We start from the raw sequence: 17,468 nt of genomic DNA, 5'->3' as shown, positions 1-17,468 counted from the left end.
ATCATCGACGATGATCTATCGAAAGTCAATAGGTCTGGTTTTTCCGTTGCCCTCCCCGCGCGGCAGCCCTACGGTGGTGGGACACAGGGAAGGAGGTGATCCGAGAAGTGATTTCTGATCGGACATGTGAGGTGGCTCGGCGCTGAGGCGCCCGTCCCACGGACGCGCAGCGAATACCACCGAGCTGCCCGGACCCGCAGGTGGTCGGACCTCGTCCTTCCGACCAGCGCACATGCGCAGCCTGCGGGTCCGCCCCTGCCCGGGGCCACGCACTACCCTCGAGGCATGACCCAGCCCTCCCAGTACGGACCCGTCGAACTGATCGCGCCGCGCATCGACGAGGACGCCGTGGTGCGCTCCGAGCCCGCCGGCTCCGACAAGCCCCTGGTGCTCCTGCTGCACGGCCTCGGCAGCCACGAGGACGACCTCGCCGGCCTGGTGCCGTTCCTGCCCTCCGACTTCAGCTATGTCTCGCTGCGCGGCATCTACCGCTACGTGCAGGGCTACGCCTGGTTCGAGATGCCCGTGGATCCCGCGGACACCGCGAGCGTGGATGCCTCCGCCGCCGCCGTCGAGGAGTGGATTGCCCATCAGCGCGCGGCGGTGGCCGGCGCGATCGGCTTCTCCCAGGGCGGCCTGCTGGCCCTGCACCTGCTGCGTCGCGATCCGCATGCACTGGACTTCGTCGTGAACCTCTCCGGCCAGCCCTTCCCCGCCCCCATGCCCGGCGATGCCGCGCTCGCCGCGGTGCGCCCGCCCGCGCTGTGGGGCCACGGCGGCCTGGACCCTCTGTTCGACGCCGAATCCGAGGACCGGACCAGGCAGTTCATGAGCGCGCACCTGCGCCTCGAGGAGGAGCGCCGGCCCTACCTCGGCCACGCCGTGGACGAGGTCGAGCTGCAGGCCATCGCCGCCTTCCTGCAGCGGCAGGCGGGCGCCTCCTGAGCCGTGCTCCACAATCGCTCCCGCTCCCAGGGATCGGGTTGTAGCATTCCGTCACTCCCCCTCCGAGAGCCGGTGCGGGGCATGAGGAGCACCAGGAGATCATGAGCGCCGCCAGCGACGCCCCCAGTGACAGTCCCAGGCCTTCGGGCCTGCAGAGACACACCACGCACGGGGGGATCCGTCCATGGACCTGATCGGTCCCCTCGTCTCCCTGGCGATCGGCCTCGTGCTCGTCGCCGCCTGCGGCGGATTCGTCGCCGCAGAGTTCTCCCTGATCACCGTCAACCGCAATGACGTGGAGGCGGCCGCCGCCTCCGGCGACAAGCGGTCGGTGGGCGTGCTGGAGGGCATGAGGACCCTCTCCACGCAGCTCTCCGGAGCGCAGCTGGGCATCACCGTCACCAACCTCGGCATCGGTTTCCTCGCCGAACCCGCGATCGCCGCCCTGGTCAGCCCCCTCCTGATGGACATGGGGCTCGGCGCGGTCGCCGCCCGGTCGGTCTCCGTGATCATCGCGCTGGTGCTCGCCACCGGCATTACCATGATCTTCGGCGAGCTGGTGCCCAAGAACCTTGCGATCGCCGAGCCGCTGCGCACCGCCCGCTACGTGGTCGGCTTCCAGCGCCTGTTCACCAAGGTGTTCGGCCTGCCGATCCGCCTGTTCAACGGCAACGCCAACGCCGTGGTGCGCGCCCTGGGCGTCGAGCCGCAGGAGGAGCTCAGCTCGGCCCGCAGCGCCGACGAGCTCTCCGTGCTGGTCAAGCGCTCCGCGGACGAGGGCGCCCTCGCCGAGGAGACCGCCTCGCTGGTCCAGCGGACCCTCGCCTTCGGCGACCGCCGTGCCCACGATGCGATGGTGCCGCGCGGTCGCATGGACTCCCTCGAGGTCGACCAGTCCGTCGCGGACCTGCTCGAGCTGGCCCGCGTCACCGGCCACTCGCGCTTCCCCGTGCTGGACGACGAGAACGAGATCGCGGGCGTCGCGCACATCCGCCACGGCCTCGCCGTCCCCTTCGAGGAGCGCCGCGCCACCCGCGTGGACTCGGTGATGGGCACCGCCACCTTCGTGCCGGACACCGTGCCGCTCGATGACCTGATGGACACCCTGCGCGCCGGCGGCCTGCAGATGGCCGTGGTGGTCGACGAGTTCGGCGACCACGCCGGGCTGATCACCCTCGAGGACCTGGTCGAGGAGATCGTCGGCGAGGTGCGCGACGAGCACGACGAGGAGATGGACGACACCCCGGAGGCCGACGGCTCCTGGGACCTCGACGCCCGGATGCGGCCCGACGAGGCCACCGAGCGCCTCGGCGTGACCGTCCCCGAGCACGAGGACTACGACACCCTCGGCGGCCTGATCACGATGGAGCTGGGACGCCTCGCGGAGATCGGGGACGAGGTGGTGGTGGACACCGACCCCGCCCCCGGCGAGGAGCCCGCCCGCCTGCGCCTCGAGGTCACCGAGATCGACGGAATGCGCATCGAGACCGTGCACGTGAAGGTCGAGCCCGCCGCCTCCGACGAGGATGGCGACGATGACGAGGAGGAGAGCCGATGAGCACCGCCACCGGACTCACCCTGACACTGGTCCTGCTCCTCCTGAACGCCTTCTTCGTGGGCGCGGAGTTCGCACTGATCTCCGCCCGCCGCTCGATCGTCGAGCCCAAGGCCCTCGAGGGCAAGTGGGCCGCGAAGGTCACCATCTCGGCGATGGAGCAGGTCTCCCTGATGATGGCGGGCGCGCAGATGGGCATCACCGTGTGCTCGCTCGCGCTCGGCGCGATCGCCGAGCCCGCGATCGCCCACCTGCTCGAGGTGCCCTTCGGGGCGATCGGGGTTCCGGACGCGCTCGTGCATCCGATCTCCTTCGTGATCGCCCTGGCCCTGGTCACCTACCTGCACGTCGTCTTCGGCGAGATGGTGCCCAAGAACATCGCGCTGGCCGGGCCGGAGCGCATGGCCCTGGTCCTCGCGCCGATGCTGATGGGCGTGGTCACCCTGGTCAAGCCCGTGCTGTGGCTGCTGAACTCGTGCGGCAACCTGGTGCTGCGCATGATGGGCGTGACCCCGAAGGCCGAGGTCACCAGCGTCTTCACCCGCAACGAGGTGGCGGCGATGGTGAGCGAGTCCCGTGAGGGCGGTCTGCTCGAGGACAACGACGAGGCGCTCCTGCTGGGGGCGCTGCGCTTCGAGGCCCGCAGCGTCGCCAACCTGGTGATTCCGCTGGACCAGGTCTCCACCCTCCCGGCAGGAGTCACGGCCGCACAGGCCGAGGCCGCCGCCGTCGAGGGCTACTCCCGCTTCCCTGTCAAGGCGAAGGACGGCACGCTCAGCGGCTATGTCCACATCAAGGACCTGCTGGACTCCGTCCAGGAGCACCGCGAGCACCCGATCCCGGCCGCGCGCATCCGCGCCCTGCCCGTGATCCGGGCCGACGAGCCGCTGCGCCAGGCGCTGACGGCGATGCAGGATTCGGGCGCGCATCTCGGCGCCGCGACCGACGAGGGTGGCGCCGTGATCGGCATCGTCACCCTCGAGGACATGCTCGAGGAGCTGGTGGGCCAGATCCGCGACGACTCCCGCATCGCCGCCTGAGCCGATGACCAGCATCCCCGGCCCGCAGGAGAATCTCTGGAGCGCCGCCGTGCGGCGGAACCCCGACCATGCGCGGGGCTACGCCGAGCGGTGGCGCCGGATCGAGGCCTCCGGCAAGGACATCCACGGCGAGGCACGGCTGCTCGATGCCATGGCCCCGCGCGGCGCCCGGATCCTCGATGCCGGCTGCGGCACCGGCCGGCTCGGCGGATATCTCGCCCGGGCCGGGCACGACGTGGTGGGCGTGGACCTCGATCCGCAGCTGATCGACGTGGCCTGCGAGGACCATCCGCAGGCCCGCTGGGAGGTGGGGAACCTCGCCGCCCTCGACCTGCGCGGGGAGGACGGCGCACCGCTGCGGTTCGACCTGCAGCTGTGCGCCGGCAACGTGCTCACCTTCCTCGCCGGGGGTGAGCGCCGCCCGGCCCTGGCGCGCCTCGCCCAGCACCTCGCTCCCGAGGGGCGGCTGGTGGTGGGCTTCGGTCTCGATCGCGGATACGATCTCGAGGACTTCACGGCCGACGCCGCCGCGGGCGGCCTCCAGCTGCAGCAGCGCTTCTCCAGCTGGGAGCTGCATCCCGCAGGGGACGGCTTCCTGGTGGGCGTGCTGGCCTCCGCCTGACCCCTGACACTCCTCGAGGAGCCCTCGTGCCCGTCTCCCTGCGCCGGCGCCGGTGGGCGCTGTATGCGCTGTTCCTGCTGCCCGGCCTGAGCATGGCAGCCTGGGTCACCCGCACCCCCGCCGTGCGCGACCTGCTGGATGCCTCGACCGCCCAGATGGGGCTGGTGCTGTTCGGCCTCTCCGTCGGCTCGATGACCGGGATCCTCTCCTCCGGACCGCTGGTGATGCGGCTCGGGACCCGGCCCGTGGTCGCCGCGGGCTCGACCCTGATCGTGGTGGCGATGCCCACCATCGCGCTCGGCGCCGTCAGCGGCATGCCGCTGCTGACCGCCTTCGGGCTCGCCCTGTTCGGCGCCGGGATGGGCGGCGGCGAGGTCGCGATGAACGTCGAGGGCGCTGACGTCGAACGGCTCGGCGGCCGGCCCTTCCTGCCCGCCCTGCACGGCTGCTTCAGCCTCGGCACCGTGCTCGGTGCGGGACTGGGCATCGCCGCCAACGCGGTCCAGTTCTCCGTCGTCGCCCACCTGGTGCTGATCGCGGTGCTCGGCGCCGGCCTGCTGGTCTGGGCGCTGCGCGCGATCCCCGCAGGCGTCGGCCAGGTCACCGCCGCTGACCGCGCCGCACAGGCCGCGACCCCGCGCCCCGCGCTGTGGAAGGACACCCGGCTGGTGCTGATCGGCGGGATCGTGCTCGCGATGGCGCTCGCCGAGGGCACCGCCAACGACTGGCTCCCGCTGATCATGGTCGACGGGCACGGCTTCGGCGCCACCATGGGCTCGACCGTGTTCGCGCTGTTCGCCGCCTCGATGACGATCGGCCGCTTCTGCGGCGGGCCGATCGTGGCACGGGTGGGCCGCGCCCGCGTGCTCCTGGTCAGCGCCCTGTTCGCCGCGACGGGCCTGGCGCTGATCTCCTTCATCGACAGCCAGCCGGTCGCCGTCGGCGCCGTGGTGCTGTGGGGGCTGGGCGCCTCCCTCGGCTTCCCCCTGGCCCTCTCCGCCGCGGGAGACTCCGGCCCGAACCCCGCCGCCCGGGTCGCCCTCGCCTCCACCATCGGCTACCTCGCCTTCCTCGTGGGCCCGCCCACGCTCGGCCTGCTCGGCGAGGAGGTGGGGCTGCGCGGCGCCCTGGTGATCCCGCTCGCGGTGGCGCTCGTCGGCGCGGCCCTCGCCCCCGCCACGGGCGTCCGCGCTGACGCGGCCGGCCCCGCACGGGAGGAGTCCCTGGCGCGGGACTGACCCCCGGCTCTGCGCGATCCTGCTCGATGCAACGTGGATCCCGGCGATCTCGCGCAGGGCCGCGGTGAGGCACGACACCTTCCTCGAGGAGTGCGCGCCGCCCCCTTCGGCACAGCTACGGTGAGCCCAGCACACCGATGTGTCCCCGGCGCTCCGGCGTCGGGCCCGGACCGAGGGGGCGAGCGATGACCGCTGATCTTCCTATCCCGCCGCCGCGAAGCGGCAGGCCACAGCCCTCTGCCGAGCCCGCGGTCCCCGTCTTCTTCATCTCCGACTCCACCGGCATCAGCGCCGAGACCATGGGCAACGCGCTGCTGCTGCAGTTCCCGTCGGTCCCCTTCGAACGCCGGCTGATCCCCTTCGTGCGCACCGTCGAGGAGGCCCGCGAGGTGCGCGCGGACCTCGATGCCGCCATGGACGGCGAGGTCGCACCGCTGGTCTTCCTCACCGTTGTCGACGAGGCGGTGCGCGAGGAGCTGCGCGCCACCCGCGCCCCGGTGATCGACTTCGTCAGCGGCCACCTCGCCCAGCTCGAGAAGCGGCTCGGGGTGGTGGGCGATCACGCCCCCGCCCGCCTGCACGGCGTGGGCGACTCCCGCCGCTACAACCGCCGGATGCAGGCCGTCGAGTTCGCGATCGAGCACGACGACGGCCAGTCCGTGCGCGCGATCGAGAAGGCCGACGTGGTGCTGATCGCCCCTTCACGCTGCGGCAAGACCCCCACCAGCATGTACCTCGCCCTGATGCACGGCATCTTCGTGGCGAACTACCCGCTGGTGGACGAGGACCTCGCCGAGGAGGTGCTTCCGGAGTCGATCGCCGGGATCGCCGACCGCTGCTTCGGCCTGCTCACCTCGCCGCAGCGGCTCACCGCCGTGCGCAGCGAGCGCATGCCCGACTCCCGCTACGCCTCCCTCGCCCAGACCCGCTGGGAGCTGTCCCGGGCCCGCCGCGTCTACGACGTGCACTCGATCCCCTTCGTCGACTCCTCGAGCAAGTCCGTCGAGGAGATGTCCACCCTGATCCTCCAGTCGCTCGCCCGCCGCGGGACCACCTCCCGCTGAGCACCCCGCCCCGAAGGAGCACGCAATGTCGCAGAGCATCCGCTGGTTCTCCGAGCTCGGCATGGCCGATCTCGATCAGGTCGGAGGCAAGAACGCCTCCCTCGGCGAGATGGTCTCGCACCTGACCCGGCTGGGAGTGCAGGTCCCGGACGGCTTCGCCACCACCTCCGAGGTGTATCGTGAGTTCCTCAGCGGCACGGGCCTCGCCGAACGGATCGAGCAGCGCCTGTCCACCCTCGACACCGAGGACACGATCGCGCTCGCCGCAGCGGGCCGGGAGATCCGCGAGCTGGTGGTCGACCAGCCCTTCCCGCCGCAGCTCGAGAGCGACATCCGCGGCGCCTATGAGCAGCTCGCCGCCGGCAGCGGGGAGGAGGCCTCCTTCGCCGTGCGCTCCTCGGCGACCGCCGAGGACCTGCCCGATGCGTCGTTCGCCGGCCAGCAGGAGACCTTCCTGAACGTGCGCGGCATCGACGACGTGCTGCTCGCGATCCGGGAGGTGTTCGCCTCTCTCTACAACGACCGTGCGATCGCCTACCGCGTCCACCACGGCTTCGCGCACGCTGACGTGGCGCTCTCGGCCGGGGTGCAGAAGATGGTCCGCTCCGACCTCGGCGCGAGCGGCGTCATGTTCACCGTCGACACCGAGTCCGGCTTCGACCAGGCCGTGTTCATCACCTCCGCGTACGGGCTGGGGGAGGGCGTGGTCCAGGGTGCGGTCAACCCCGACGAGTTCTACGTCTACAAGCCCGGCCTGCTCGCAGATCGCCCGGCGATCCTCACCCGCCAGGTGGGTGAGAAGGCCACCAAGATGGTCTACACCGAGGACACCACAGTGGGCCGCACCGTCGAGTTCGTGGACGTCGACCCGGCCGAGCAGGCGCGGCTGTCGCTGACCGATCAGCAGGTCACCGACCTCGCCCGCCAGGCGCTGCTGATCGAGGAGCACTACGGGCGCGCGATGGACATCGAATGGGGGCTCGACGGCATCGACGGCGGCCTCTACATCCTCCAGGCCCGTCCCGAGACGGTGCAGTCCCGGGCCGGGAACACGGTGGAGAAGCATGTGCTGGCCTCGCGCGGCCCCGTGCTCGCCGAGGGCCGTGCGATCGGCGCGAAGATCGGCGCGGGCCCCGTGCGCGTGCTCACCGAGGTGGACCGCATGCACGAGTTCGTGCCCGGGGAGGTGCTGGTCGCGGACATGACCGACCCCGACTGGGAGCCGATCATGAAGCGCGCGAGCGCGATCGTCACCAACCGCGGCGGCCGCACCTGCCACGCCGCGATCATCGCCCGCGAGCTGGGGATCCCGGCCGTGGTGGGCACCGGCACCGCCACCGCGGACCTCCACGACGGGGACGAGGTCACCGTCTCCGCCGCCGAGGGGGACACCGGCTACGTCTACCAGGGGCTGTTGGACTTCTCCGTCTCCTCCTCGCACGTGGACGCGATGCCGCCGCTGCCCACCAAGATCATGATGAACGTGGGCAACCCCGAGCAGGCCTTCGGCTTCTCCCGCCTGCCCCACGCCGGGGTGGGCCTCGCGCGGCTCGAGTTCATCATCAACCGGCAGATCGGCATCCACCCCCGCGCCCTGCTCGAGCTGGACCGACTCGAGGCCGACGAGCCGCAGATCGCGGCCAGGGTGCGGGAGCGGATCGCCGCCTACGCCTCCCCGCGGGACTACTTCGTCCAGCGCGTCGCCGAGGGGGTGGCGACCATCGCCGCGGCCTTCGCGCCGGAACCCGTGATCGTGCGGATGAGCGACTTCAAGTCCAACGAGTACGCGAACCTGCTGGCCGGGACGCTGTTCGAGCCCGAGGAGGAGAACCCGATGATCGGGTACCGCGGCGCCGGCCGGTACCTCTCGGAGGACTTCGCCGAGTGCTTCGCGATGGAGTGCGAGGCGCTGCGCTACGTGCGCGAGGACATGGGGCTGGAGAACGTGAAGCTCATGATCCCCTTCGTGCGCACCCCCGCAGAGGGCAAGGGCGTGATCGACCTGCTGGCCACCCACGGTCTGGTGCGGGGAGAGAAGGGGCTCGAGGTGATCATGATGTGCGAGATCCCCTCCAACGCGGCGACCCCGGAGCTGTTCCTCGAGCACTTCGACGGTTTCTCGATCGGCTCGAACGACATGACCCAGCTGACGCTCGGCCTGGACCGCGACTCGGCCCTGGTCGCCGACGCCTTCGACGAGCGGGACCCGGCGGTGAAGTTCATGCTCTCCCGCGCGATCACCGCCTGCCGCGACGCCGGCAAGTACGTGGGGATCTGCGGGCAGGGCCCCTCCGACCACCCGGATCTCGCCGAATGGCTGCTGGACCAGGGCATCGCCTCGATGTCCCTGAACCCGGACACCGTGGTGGACACCTGGCTGCGGCTCGCGCAGCGGGCCTGAGCCGGCGGGGCCGCGCCTGAGAGGTTCAGGCGCGGTCGTCGTCCGCCGTCACCGGCAGCTCGCCGGTGCGGGTGTCATGGCTGCCGCCGCCGGGCTGGGAGGTGACGGTGGTGAGCAGGAAGGCGCAGTCCTCGAGCGCCTCGACGGCGTGACGGAAGTGCGTGAGCGCCTCGAGGTCGCCGGCGCGCAGCTCCGCCTCCTCCTGCCCGGTGACGCGCACGCTGCCGCGCACCACCTGCATCGACGCGGCGGGCGGGGAGTTGTGCTCGGGCAGCCGCACACCCCGCCGCAACGCGATGACGCTCTGTCGCAGGGGGCCGTCGTTCACCAGCAGCTCGGCATGACGGCCGTTCTCGGCCTTGCGGGCCTTGTCGAGGGCCTGGGTGATCGCATCGGGCAGGGCAGGCATGGGGTCCTCCTCCTCGGGAACGGCGCGGGTCCACCTCCAGTATCGGTCAGTCCGCGCGGTCCCGCTGGCGGATCGGCGAGAGCCGGCCCTAGGCGTCCGCGGCTCCGGAGGCGGCTGCGCGGGCCAGGTCCAGCATGACCCTCTCGCTGATCCCGAGCGCGCGGGCCGCGGCGGCGACGTCGCGGAACTCGGGCTCGCGCCGCACGACGGTGCCGTCCTGGTCGCGAGCGACCTTCACTGCGATGCGCTGGCCGCGCACCTCGACCTCGGTGAACTCGCGAGTGCGGATGATCCGCTCGACCCGGTGCATGCGCACCCCGAGGCTGCCGGTACGGTCCATGAGCAGGGCGGCCGCGGCGTCCTCGGAGCCCTCCCGCACCAGGGCGTGGATCGTCACGGCGGGGCGGCCGTGCTTCATCGAGATCGGCACCAGCCAGGCATCCAGCGCGCCGTCCTCGAGCAGCTCCTCGACCACGCGCGGCCACAGCCGCGGATCGAGGTCATCGACGTTCGCCTCGAGCTGCAGCGCGGCGGTGGGGGTGGCGTGGGCGTCGGGCGTCAGCTTGCGGCCGACGAGGACGCGCACCACGTTCGGTCTACCCGGGGTGTCCTTCGTGCCGGCGCCGACGCCGAGCGCCTCGGTGACCAGCATCGGCTGCGGCCCCGCGGTCGCGGCGAGACCGCGCAGGAGGGCCACGCCGGTAGGGGTCGCGAGCTCGCCGACGCCGGGGGCGACCCCGGCCGGGACTCGCCTGCCGCCGTGCTCGTGGGGGCCGCCCTGGGCGTGGGCGGGGAGGTGGTCGTGGGAGTGGCTGTGCCCCTCCCCGTGGCCGTGACTGTGGGGGTGATCGTGGGAGTGCGCGTGGCTGTGCCAGTGGCCGCGGGCGGGGAGCAGCTCGCCGGCGACCGTCGGCCAGCCGAGCGCGAGGCGCGCCACCGCGGGCACGGGGACGGGGATGTCGCCGTGCGCGGCGCGGATCCGGCCCGAGCCCACGGCGAGCACGCTGCCGGTGGCCTCGGTGATGCCCAGCTGGCGCCAGGCCTCGCAGGCGCCGATCACATCGGCCAGGGAGTCCAGCGCACCCACCTCGTGGAAGTGCACCTCGTCGGCCGGGACCCCGTGGGTCGCGCCCTCCGCCTCGGCGAGACGGCCGAACACCCCCAGCGCCAGGTCGAGCGTGCGGGCGGGGACGTCCTCGCGGCCGCGGGCCTGCTCGAGCATCTCGCGGATCGAGGCCCAGGTGCGGTGGGGCGGATCCTCGACCAGCACCTCCACGTCGACCTTCACCGCCCGCTGCCCGCCGCGGTCCACCCACGAGCGCACGAAGCGCACCGAGTCCGGGATCAGCGCATCCAGCACCCGCTGCACCGCGGAGAGATCGGCGCCCGCATCGATGAGGGCGGCCAGCAGCATGTCACCGGCGATCCCGGCGGTCGCGTCGATGTAGGCCGGACGGGACGAGGGATGCGAGGCGGAGTCCATGTCCCTGATGCTAGACCGCGCGGCCGATCAGGCATGATGCCTCTCATGACCACCCCGCCCCTCGCGCGCTTCGATGACGTCCCGGCGGGGCGCAGCCTCCAGTTCGACCGGGCCCACCGGGTGATCACCGCCGAGCGGCCCGAGCAGGTGCGGGCAGCGCTCTCCGAGGTCGAGGAGGCCGTCGCGGGCGGTGCCTGGGCGTTCGGGATGATCGCCTACGAGGCCGCCGCCGGGCTCGACCCCGACGCCCGAGTGCACGAGCCGCAGGAGGGCCTGCCGCTGGTGTGGTTCGGGATCGCCGACGCCCCCGCGCAGCAGCCTCTCCCGCTGACCCCGGGGGAGGGGTTCACGCTCGGGGACTGGGTGCCGGACTGGTCCGCGGCGGAGCATGCGCACAGGGTGGAGGCGGTGCGGGAGGCGATCGCGCGAGGAGACACCTATCAGGCGAACCTCACCACCCGCCTGCGCACCCGCTTCCAGGGCGATGCTTTCGGGCTCTACGGCGCGCTCGCCCACCGTCAGCGCGGCGCGCACCACGCATACCTCGATCTGGGCCGGCACACCGTGCTCAGCGCGAGCCCTGAATCCTTCCTCACCTGGGAGGACGGCCTGCTGCGCACCGCCCCGATGAAGGGCACCACCGCCCGCGGGAACGACGCCGCGCAGGATCGCGCCGCCCGGGAGGCGCTGCTGGGCAGCGAGAAGGACCGCGCCGAGAACGTGATGATCGTGGACCTGCTGCGCAACGACTTCGCCCGCGTGTGCGAGGCGGGCAGCGTGCAGGTCACCGAGCTGCTCGTCGCCGAGGAGTACCCCACCGTGTGGCAGCTGACCTCCCGGATCCAGGGCCGCGTGCGCGAGGGGACGGGGCTCGTCGACGTGCTCGAGGCGCTGTTCCCCTGCGGCTCGATCACCGGCGCCCCGAAGCTGTCCACCATGGCGCGGCTCGCCGAGCTCGAGGACTCCCCGCGCGGCGCCTACTGCGGGGCGATCGGGTATCTCGCCCCCGGCAAGGCGCCGCGGGCCCGCTTCAACGTCGCGATCCGCACCGTGGTGCTCGATCAGGCCGACGGCTCCGCGGTCTACGGCACCGGCGGCGGGATCACCTGGGCGTCGGAGGCGTCGGCCGAGTACGAGGAGCTGCTGGTCAAAGCGGCGGTGCTGCCGACGGGGCCGCAGGAGCCCTTCGCGCTGCTGGAGACCTTCGCCGTCGAGGGCGGGCAGGCGCGGCACCTTCAGCGGCACCTGGAGCGGATGCTCGGCTCGGCCGCGGTGCTGGGGGTCCCCGTCGGCCGGGAGGAGCTCGAGGCGGCGGCGAGAGAGGCGGTGCGGGCCGTGGGGGCGGCGCCCGTGCTGTTGCGGCTCGCGCTGCGAGCGGACGGGTCGCTCGAGATCTCATCGCGGCCCCTCGTCGCGTCATCAGAGCCGGTGCGGCTCGCCCTCGACACCGTGCGCACCGCCTTCCCCGCCGGGCTCAGCTGGCACAAGACCACCGTGCGCGGGCACTTCACCGCAGCGCGGGAGCGCCACCCGGGCGCGGAGGACGTCGTGCTGCTGGGCGAGCACGGCCGCGCCGTCGAGACCACCATCGCGACCCTCGCCGCCCGGATCGACGGCACCTGGTGCACCCCGCCCCTGCACGACGGGTGCCTCGACGGCGTGGGCCGCCGCCTCGCGCTCGAGGTCGGACAGATGGTGGAGCGCGAGCTGACTGTCTCCATGGTGCGTGAGGCCGAGCAGCTCGCGGTGCTCAGCTCCGCCCGCGGATGGCGCCCGGCGGTGCTCGCCGCACTCTGATGGGGAGAACTCCCCATTCCTCCCTCCCCGCCCCCGGCATACGCTCCTGACCAGGGCGCATCGCGGCGCCTTCAGCCGCACATCCACGGAGGGGCCGAGCATGACAGCCGACGACACGACCGCCGAGCAGAGACCACGGATCACCTCACTCCCGGGCGACTCCCGCCTGGTGCGGATCTCCGAGGCGTCCTGGCACTGGGTGCGCGCCCTCGCTCGGGACGAGCAGCCCGAGGCCGAGCTCACCGAGGAGCAGATCGTCGAGCTCGAGCTGGTGGGGCTCCTCGTGGACGCCCCCGGCACCGAGGACGGCCTGGTCATCGACCGCCACTGGCTGCAGCTGCTGCACACCGTGCTGCGCTCCCCCGTCAGCATCGAGCTGGTGTGCGTGGACGGCGACCGCGCCTGGACCACCCGCCTGCTGATCGCCGGCCGCGTCGTCGCCCTGATCGACCAGATGCACGAGGTCACCGCCGACGCCGAGACCATGCGCCTGGGACGCCGCGCCGACGCAGTGCTGCTGGGACTGTCCACGATCGAGCACCTCAGCGCCGTCTTCGAGAAGGTGCTGCCGCAGCGCCCCGCCTTCACCGACTCCGATCCCGCGCCTGCCCCGGAGCAGCTGCCCGACGCGCCCGCGCTCGCCGAGGTGCAGATGCTCGTGACCGCCGCCCCCACCCCGGAGGAGACCGTGGTCAGCGGCGGCTCCTGGTACGCCTTCGGCGAGCAGGGCGAGCAGCTCGCCGTGCTGGTGCCCGGTGAGGACGGCGCCGAGGCCCGCGCCCTCGAGCCCGGCTCCCTCACCTCCGCGATGCGCGCCAAGGTCATCGCCGCGATCAACCACGTCACCGCCGTCACCACGGGAAGGGCCGCCTGATGTTCCAGGGCATGGACACCGACCAGGTGCTCAGCGAGTCCGAGGCGCTAGAGCGGGCCGCGCAGCGACTCGAGGGCGTGATGGACGGGCTGCACTCGAGCGTGAGCGGCGTCGAATGGATCGGCCCGGACGCCGACGCCTTCCGTGAGCAGTGGGGCGCCGTGCGCCGCCAGGGGGAGGGGGTCGTGGTCCCGGGCCTGGGCGAGCGCTCCCGTGAGCTGCAGCGGCACGCCGAGGAGCAGGAGCAGGCCTCCTCCGTCGAGGGCGAGGGCTGGTTCGGCCAGGCCATGGACTGGCTGGGCGAGACCGGCGGGGACATCGTCGACGGGATCCGCGGCGGCGTCGACTGGCTCGGGGACCGCTTCTCCGACGGCATGGACTGGCTGGGGGACCGGATCCAGGACGGCCGGGACTTCCTCGGCACCGCGATCGATGCGATCCGCGATCTCGAGTGGCCGCGCGTGACCGAGCTTCTGGTGGGCGGGCTGACCGGCCTGGTCCGCGGCACCGGGGACGTGATCGAGCTGCTCACCGGCCACGACCTGAGATGGGCCGACGACGGCACCGGCTACGCCGATGCGCCCCGGGCCGTCACCCCCGAGCAATCTGGCCTGGTGGCGCCCGGCGACCTCGCGCAGATCATCGCCAACACCAACCAGACCTACGGCGACAAGCAGACCGGCGAGGTCTCGATGAGCGTGGTCGGCAACCCGCCCACCGGCGTGATCGTGAACATCCCGGGCACCGAGCTGTGGGGCCCCGGTGCCGGGGACAACCCGATGGACCTCACCGGCAACGCCCTGCAGGCCGGCCCGAACGGCTGGTCCGCCGGCTCCGAGGCCACGGCCGACGCGATCGCTCAGCTCTATGCGGACCACGGCATCCCGCCCGGCACCCCGCTGATGCTCAACGGTCACTCCCAGGGTGGCATGATCGCCGCGAGCCTCGCCGCGAACCCGGAGTTCGCCGCGCAGTACAACCTCACCAACGTGATGACCTACGGCTCCCCGGTGGACAACTACGCCGTGCCCAGCTCCGTGAACCAGCTGAACCTCCAGCACGGCGCGGACGTGGTGCCGAAGATCGACCTGGGCGGCGCCGCCCTCGGGCCGGGCGGCGGCGGGCCCGAGCACGCCACCACCATCACCCTCGACAGCCCCGGCGCGCACCCCTTCGACGTCGGCACCAACCACAGCGGCGCCGAGTACCAGGAGTCGGTCGCCGCCCAGCTGCAGGACCCGACCTCGCCGCTGTACGCGTACTCCCAGGACCCGAGCCTGCAGCCCTTCCTGAAGGGCGATCCGGACAGCGTCCAGCACTACATCTCGGGCGTGCACCGCGACCACGAGTGACCCCGGTGCGACACAATGGCCCGATGACAGGCAGGGACATCGGCCGCAGAGGAGCGCTCGTGGGGATCATCGCCAGCCTGCTCGCCGCCTGCGGCGTGGGCGGGCGCAGCGACGTGGACGCTGTCCAGGACGCGCTGCGCGCCGCGGTCCAGGAGCTCCCCGAGCACCTCGGCGGAGCGGTCCAGTTCCAGGACAGCTCCACCGCCGGCACCACCCTCAGCGGGGTGCTGGTGCTCGCGGGCGAGGACCGCGAGCAGATCGAGCAGTCGCTGCTGACGGTGCTCGAGACCGTGACCCGCACCTACCTCGCACAGCCCGACGTGCGCACCGCCTATGTGCGCCTCGAGGCCCACCCCGACGGTGACCGCAGCACCCGCGTGACCACCGCCGACGTGGTTCCCCCGGCCTCCGGCGCGAACCCCACCACCGACGACCTGGCGACACATTTCAGTCTCTGAGCTGCGAGGTCGCCGACGACAGGAGAGCCATGACCCCCTCGCTCGATCCCACCAAGGCCGTCCACACCTGGTCCCTGTTCCGCACCATGGGCCGCTACGTCGCGCCCGGCTCCGCGCCGTCGGGCGGCCTCACCGAGAACCCCGCCGAGAACGGTCTGGACCTGCTCGAGCTGCCCGCGCAGCTCGCCGCCCACGGCTTCACCAGCGCCCAGCTGTGCCACTTCTACCTCCCGCGCACCGACTCCGCCTACCTCGCCGAGCTGCAGGACGCCTTCGCCAGCGCGCAGGTGGACCTCGAGTGCTTCCTCGTCGACGACGGGGACGTGACCCATCCCGAGCATGGGGCGCAGCAGCAGCGCTGGCTGTCCGGATGGCTCGAGATCGCCGAGCAGCTCGGCGCGTGCCGGGCCCGCGTGCCCGCCGGTGATCAGCCGCCGACGCCCGAGACCCTCGCCCTCAGTGCGCAGCGACTGCGCGCCCTGGCCGCAGACCACCCCGGCCTCCGAGTGCTCACCGAGAACTGGAAGGCGCTATTGGTGGGCGCCGAGACCACCCGCGCGCTGCTCGAGCGCCTCGAGGGCGAGGTGGGGCTGCTGATCGACACCGGCAACTGGGACGGGCCGGACAAGTACGCGCAGATCGCCGCGGTCGCGGGCGGCGCCGAATGCTCACAGGTCAAGGTGCGCGAATCCTCGCCCGGCGTGCTCGATGCGGAGGACATCTCCCGCAGCCTCGCCGCGCTCGCGCAGGCCGGGTACAGCGGCCGGCTCTCCCTGGTCTACGCCGGCAGCGACGACGACGAGTGGGGCCGGCTCGAGGAGCTGCACGGCATCGTGCGCACCGCCCTCGGCTGACTCCACCCGGCGCGCGGTCAGGCCGCGATCTCGACCTTGCCCACCCAGGAGATCGGGGAGACCCGGCCCTCCTCGAGCTGGTACTGGCAGCCCACGATCGCGAGATCGCCCGCGGCGACCGCGTCGGAGATGACCTTCGACTGTCGCATGAGCGCGTTGATGGTCTCGTCGAGGTGGCGGCGGCCCACCGCGTCCACATCGATCAGGGACGGGTCCACGTAGGGGCTGACCTGCTGGGAGGCGAACCACTCCTGCTGGACGGAGGGCTGGATCGCCTCGAGCTCCTTACGGATCGCGGGGGTCACCTCGGAGGGGGAGGCGGTGGTCTGATCGATCGCCGCTTTGACCGCTCCGCACGAGCCGTGCGCGAGCACCACGATCACGGCGACGCCGAGCTCGGCGACGGCGAACTCCATCGTCGCGGTGGTGTTGTCGTTCGCGATCTGGCCGATGTTGCGCACCACGAACAGGTCACCCAGACCGCAGTCGAAGAGGATCTCCGCTGCCACGCGCGAGTCCGAGCAGCCCAGGAACGCCGCGTTCGGGGCCTGGCTGCCGCGCAGCTCGCTGCGGCGGGCCGCGTTCTGCTGGGGGTGTCGCAGCTCCCCGGCCATGAACCGTTCGTTGCCCTGGACGAGGGCATCCCAGGCCTGCTGGACGGTCACGCGGGGAGAGGTCATGGTGAAGATTCCTTAGCAAGAGACGTCGGGGCCGCCGTGCTGTGGCCCCGACGCAGGATACTCCTGCCTCTCACGCCGTCTCGGGGGACGAGATGTTCACCTGCCACACGATCCCGAAGCGATCGGTGAACGAGCCGTAGATGTCGCCCCACATCTGCTTCTCGAGCGGCATCGTGATGCTACCGCCCTCGGAGAGCTTCTCGAAGGCACCGCGCAGGAAGGTCTCGTCATCGCCCATCAGCGAGAGCGTGACGTTGGTGCCCTGGGAGTAGGCGGCCATGCCCTCGATGACGTCGGAGACGTAGAGCTTGATCAGATCGGAGACCTCGAGGGAGCCGTGCATGATCAGGTCCGAGGCGGGATGTCCCTCGGGGACGGCCTGGAACTCGCCGAAGGTCGAGAACTGAGGCATCGCCCCGAGGCAGCGGCCGTAGAACTCGAACGCCTCACGGGCGTTGCCGTCGAAGTTGAGATAGGGGTGGAGTCCTGCGGGCATGGCGTCCTCCTCGACGTCGGCGCCGGCGGTGTGCCGTGCGCTCAGGGCCGAGAGTAGACCCGGGGTCCGACGGGGGGAAGAGATCGGCGGGGCTCGCGCTTCGCCGATCAGGTCCGCGGTGCCCGTGCCGGTGCCGTGATGGTGCGTGTCATACCGCCCTGGCGGGATACCCCTATGGGGTATACGGTGGAGGGAGTCGT

At 72.0% G+C, this 17,468-nt stretch carries 16 protein-coding genes; 12 read left to right on the top strand and 4 right to left on the bottom strand.

The features are described 5' to 3' along the window. Positions 1 to 285: 285 nt before the first annotated feature. The 7 genes from BN4251_RS16750 to ppsA all read left to right on the top strand — a co-directional run bounded on the left by BN4251_RS16750 (position 286) and on the right by ppsA (position 8,865). Entirely contained in the window at positions 286 to 945 is a 660-nt protein-coding gene (locus BN4251_RS16750; RefSeq protein ID WP_087486136.1) for an alpha/beta hydrolase, read from the top strand. Between the two features lie 184 nt (positions 946 to 1,129). Beyond that, on the top strand, positions 1,130 to 2,503 hold the full coding sequence (locus BN4251_RS16745) for a hemolysin family protein (protein ID WP_087486135.1): 1,374 nt from the start codon (positions 1,130 to 1,132) through the stop codon (positions 2,501 to 2,503). Further along, positions 2,500 to 3,540 carry a hemolysin family protein gene (locus BN4251_RS16740; RefSeq protein WP_087486134.1) on the top strand — a complete coding sequence of 347 codons (1,041 nt, stop codon included), beginning with the start codon at positions 2,500 to 2,502 and terminating at the stop codon, positions 3,538 to 3,540. Before BN4251_RS16745 ends, BN4251_RS16740 begins: the two co-directional genes overlap by 4 nt. A 4-nt stretch (positions 3,541 to 3,544) precedes the next feature. Then, positions 3,545 to 4,162 (top strand): class I SAM-dependent methyltransferase, encoded by a 618-nt coding sequence (locus BN4251_RS16735; RefSeq protein ID WP_087486133.1) that lies wholly within the window; start codon positions 3,545 to 3,547, stop codon positions 4,160 to 4,162. 26 nt (positions 4,163 to 4,188) lie between these two features. Next, positions 4,189 to 5,400 (top strand): MFS transporter, encoded by a 1,212-nt coding sequence (locus BN4251_RS16730; protein ID WP_087486132.1) that lies wholly within the window; start codon positions 4,189 to 4,191, stop codon positions 5,398 to 5,400. A 185-nt stretch (positions 5,401 to 5,585) separates the two neighbouring features. Beyond that, complete coding sequence (locus tag BN4251_RS16725) at positions 5,586 to 6,464, top strand: pyruvate, water dikinase regulatory protein (protein ID WP_087486131.1); 879 nt, start codon at positions 5,586 to 5,588, stop codon at positions 6,462 to 6,464. A 25-nt stretch (positions 6,465 to 6,489) separates the two neighbouring features. Next, entirely contained in the window at positions 6,490 to 8,865 is a 2,376-nt protein-coding gene (gene ppsA / locus BN4251_RS16720; RefSeq protein ID WP_087486130.1) for a phosphoenolpyruvate synthase, read from the top strand. Between the two features lie 25 nt (positions 8,866 to 8,890). On the opposite strand, the gene BN4251_RS16715 is transcribed toward ppsA, so the two are convergent. Both BN4251_RS16715 and larC read right to left on the bottom strand, forming a co-directional pair. Further along, the gene (locus BN4251_RS16715; RefSeq protein WP_087486129.1) at positions 8,891 to 9,274 is read right to left on the bottom strand and encodes a cupin domain-containing protein; all 384 of its coding nucleotides are present in this window, start codon (positions 9,272 to 9,274) and stop codon (positions 8,891 to 8,893) included. A gap of 88 nt (positions 9,275 to 9,362) precedes the next feature. Then, the gene (larC, locus tag BN4251_RS16710; RefSeq protein ID WP_087486128.1) at positions 9,363 to 10,757 is read right to left on the bottom strand and encodes a nickel pincer cofactor biosynthesis protein LarC; all 1,395 of its coding nucleotides are present in this window, start codon (positions 10,755 to 10,757) and stop codon (positions 9,363 to 9,365) included. A 45-nt stretch (positions 10,758 to 10,802) separates the two neighbouring features. Between larC and pabB the strand changes: the two genes are divergently transcribed. The 5 genes from pabB to BN4251_RS16685 all read left to right on the top strand — a co-directional run bounded on the left by pabB (position 10,803) and on the right by BN4251_RS16685 (position 16,092). After that, complete coding sequence (gene pabB / locus BN4251_RS16705) at positions 10,803 to 12,554, top strand: aminodeoxychorismate synthase component I (RefSeq protein WP_245810399.1); 1,752 nt, start codon at positions 10,803 to 10,805, stop codon at positions 12,552 to 12,554. 100 nt (positions 12,555 to 12,654) lie between these two features. Next, the gene (locus BN4251_RS16700) at positions 12,655 to 13,428 is read left to right on the top strand and encodes a hypothetical protein (RefSeq protein WP_087486127.1); all 774 of its coding nucleotides are present in this window, start codon (positions 12,655 to 12,657) and stop codon (positions 13,426 to 13,428) included. 11 nt (positions 13,429 to 13,439) lie between these two features. Then, complete coding sequence (locus BN4251_RS16695) at positions 13,440 to 14,780, top strand: hypothetical protein (protein ID WP_245810398.1); 1,341 nt, start codon at positions 13,440 to 13,442, stop codon at positions 14,778 to 14,780. A 23-nt stretch (positions 14,781 to 14,803) separates the two neighbouring features. Then, positions 14,804 to 15,238, top strand: a complete 435-nt coding sequence (locus BN4251_RS16690) for a hypothetical protein (RefSeq protein ID WP_245810397.1) — start codon at positions 14,804 to 14,806, stop codon at positions 15,236 to 15,238. Between the two features lie 29 nt (positions 15,239 to 15,267). Further along, entirely contained in the window at positions 15,268 to 16,092 is an 825-nt protein-coding gene (locus BN4251_RS16685; RefSeq protein WP_087486124.1) for a sugar phosphate isomerase/epimerase family protein, read from the top strand. A 17-nt stretch (positions 16,093 to 16,109) separates the two neighbouring features. On the opposite strand, the gene BN4251_RS16680 is transcribed toward BN4251_RS16685, so the two are convergent. Continuing rightward, positions 16,110 to 16,772 (bottom strand): carbonic anhydrase, encoded by a 663-nt coding sequence (locus BN4251_RS16680; protein ID WP_087486123.1) that lies wholly within the window; start codon positions 16,770 to 16,772, stop codon positions 16,110 to 16,112. A 70-nt stretch (positions 16,773 to 16,842) separates the two neighbouring features. Further along, positions 16,843 to 17,268, bottom strand: coding sequence for a VOC family protein (locus tag BN4251_RS16675; protein WP_087486122.1), 426 nt, complete (start codon positions 17,266 to 17,268; stop codon positions 16,843 to 16,845). Positions 17,269 to 17,468 lie beyond the last annotated feature (200 nt).

The organism is Brachybacterium massiliense (genome assembly GCF_900184245.1).
GTDB classification, from domain to species: Bacteria; Actinomycetota; Actinomycetes; order Actinomycetales; family Dermabacteraceae; genus Brachybacterium; species Brachybacterium massiliense.
The sequence above is the reverse complement of the archived record's forward strand: the minus strand, read 5'-3'. Positions and strand labels throughout refer to the sequence as shown.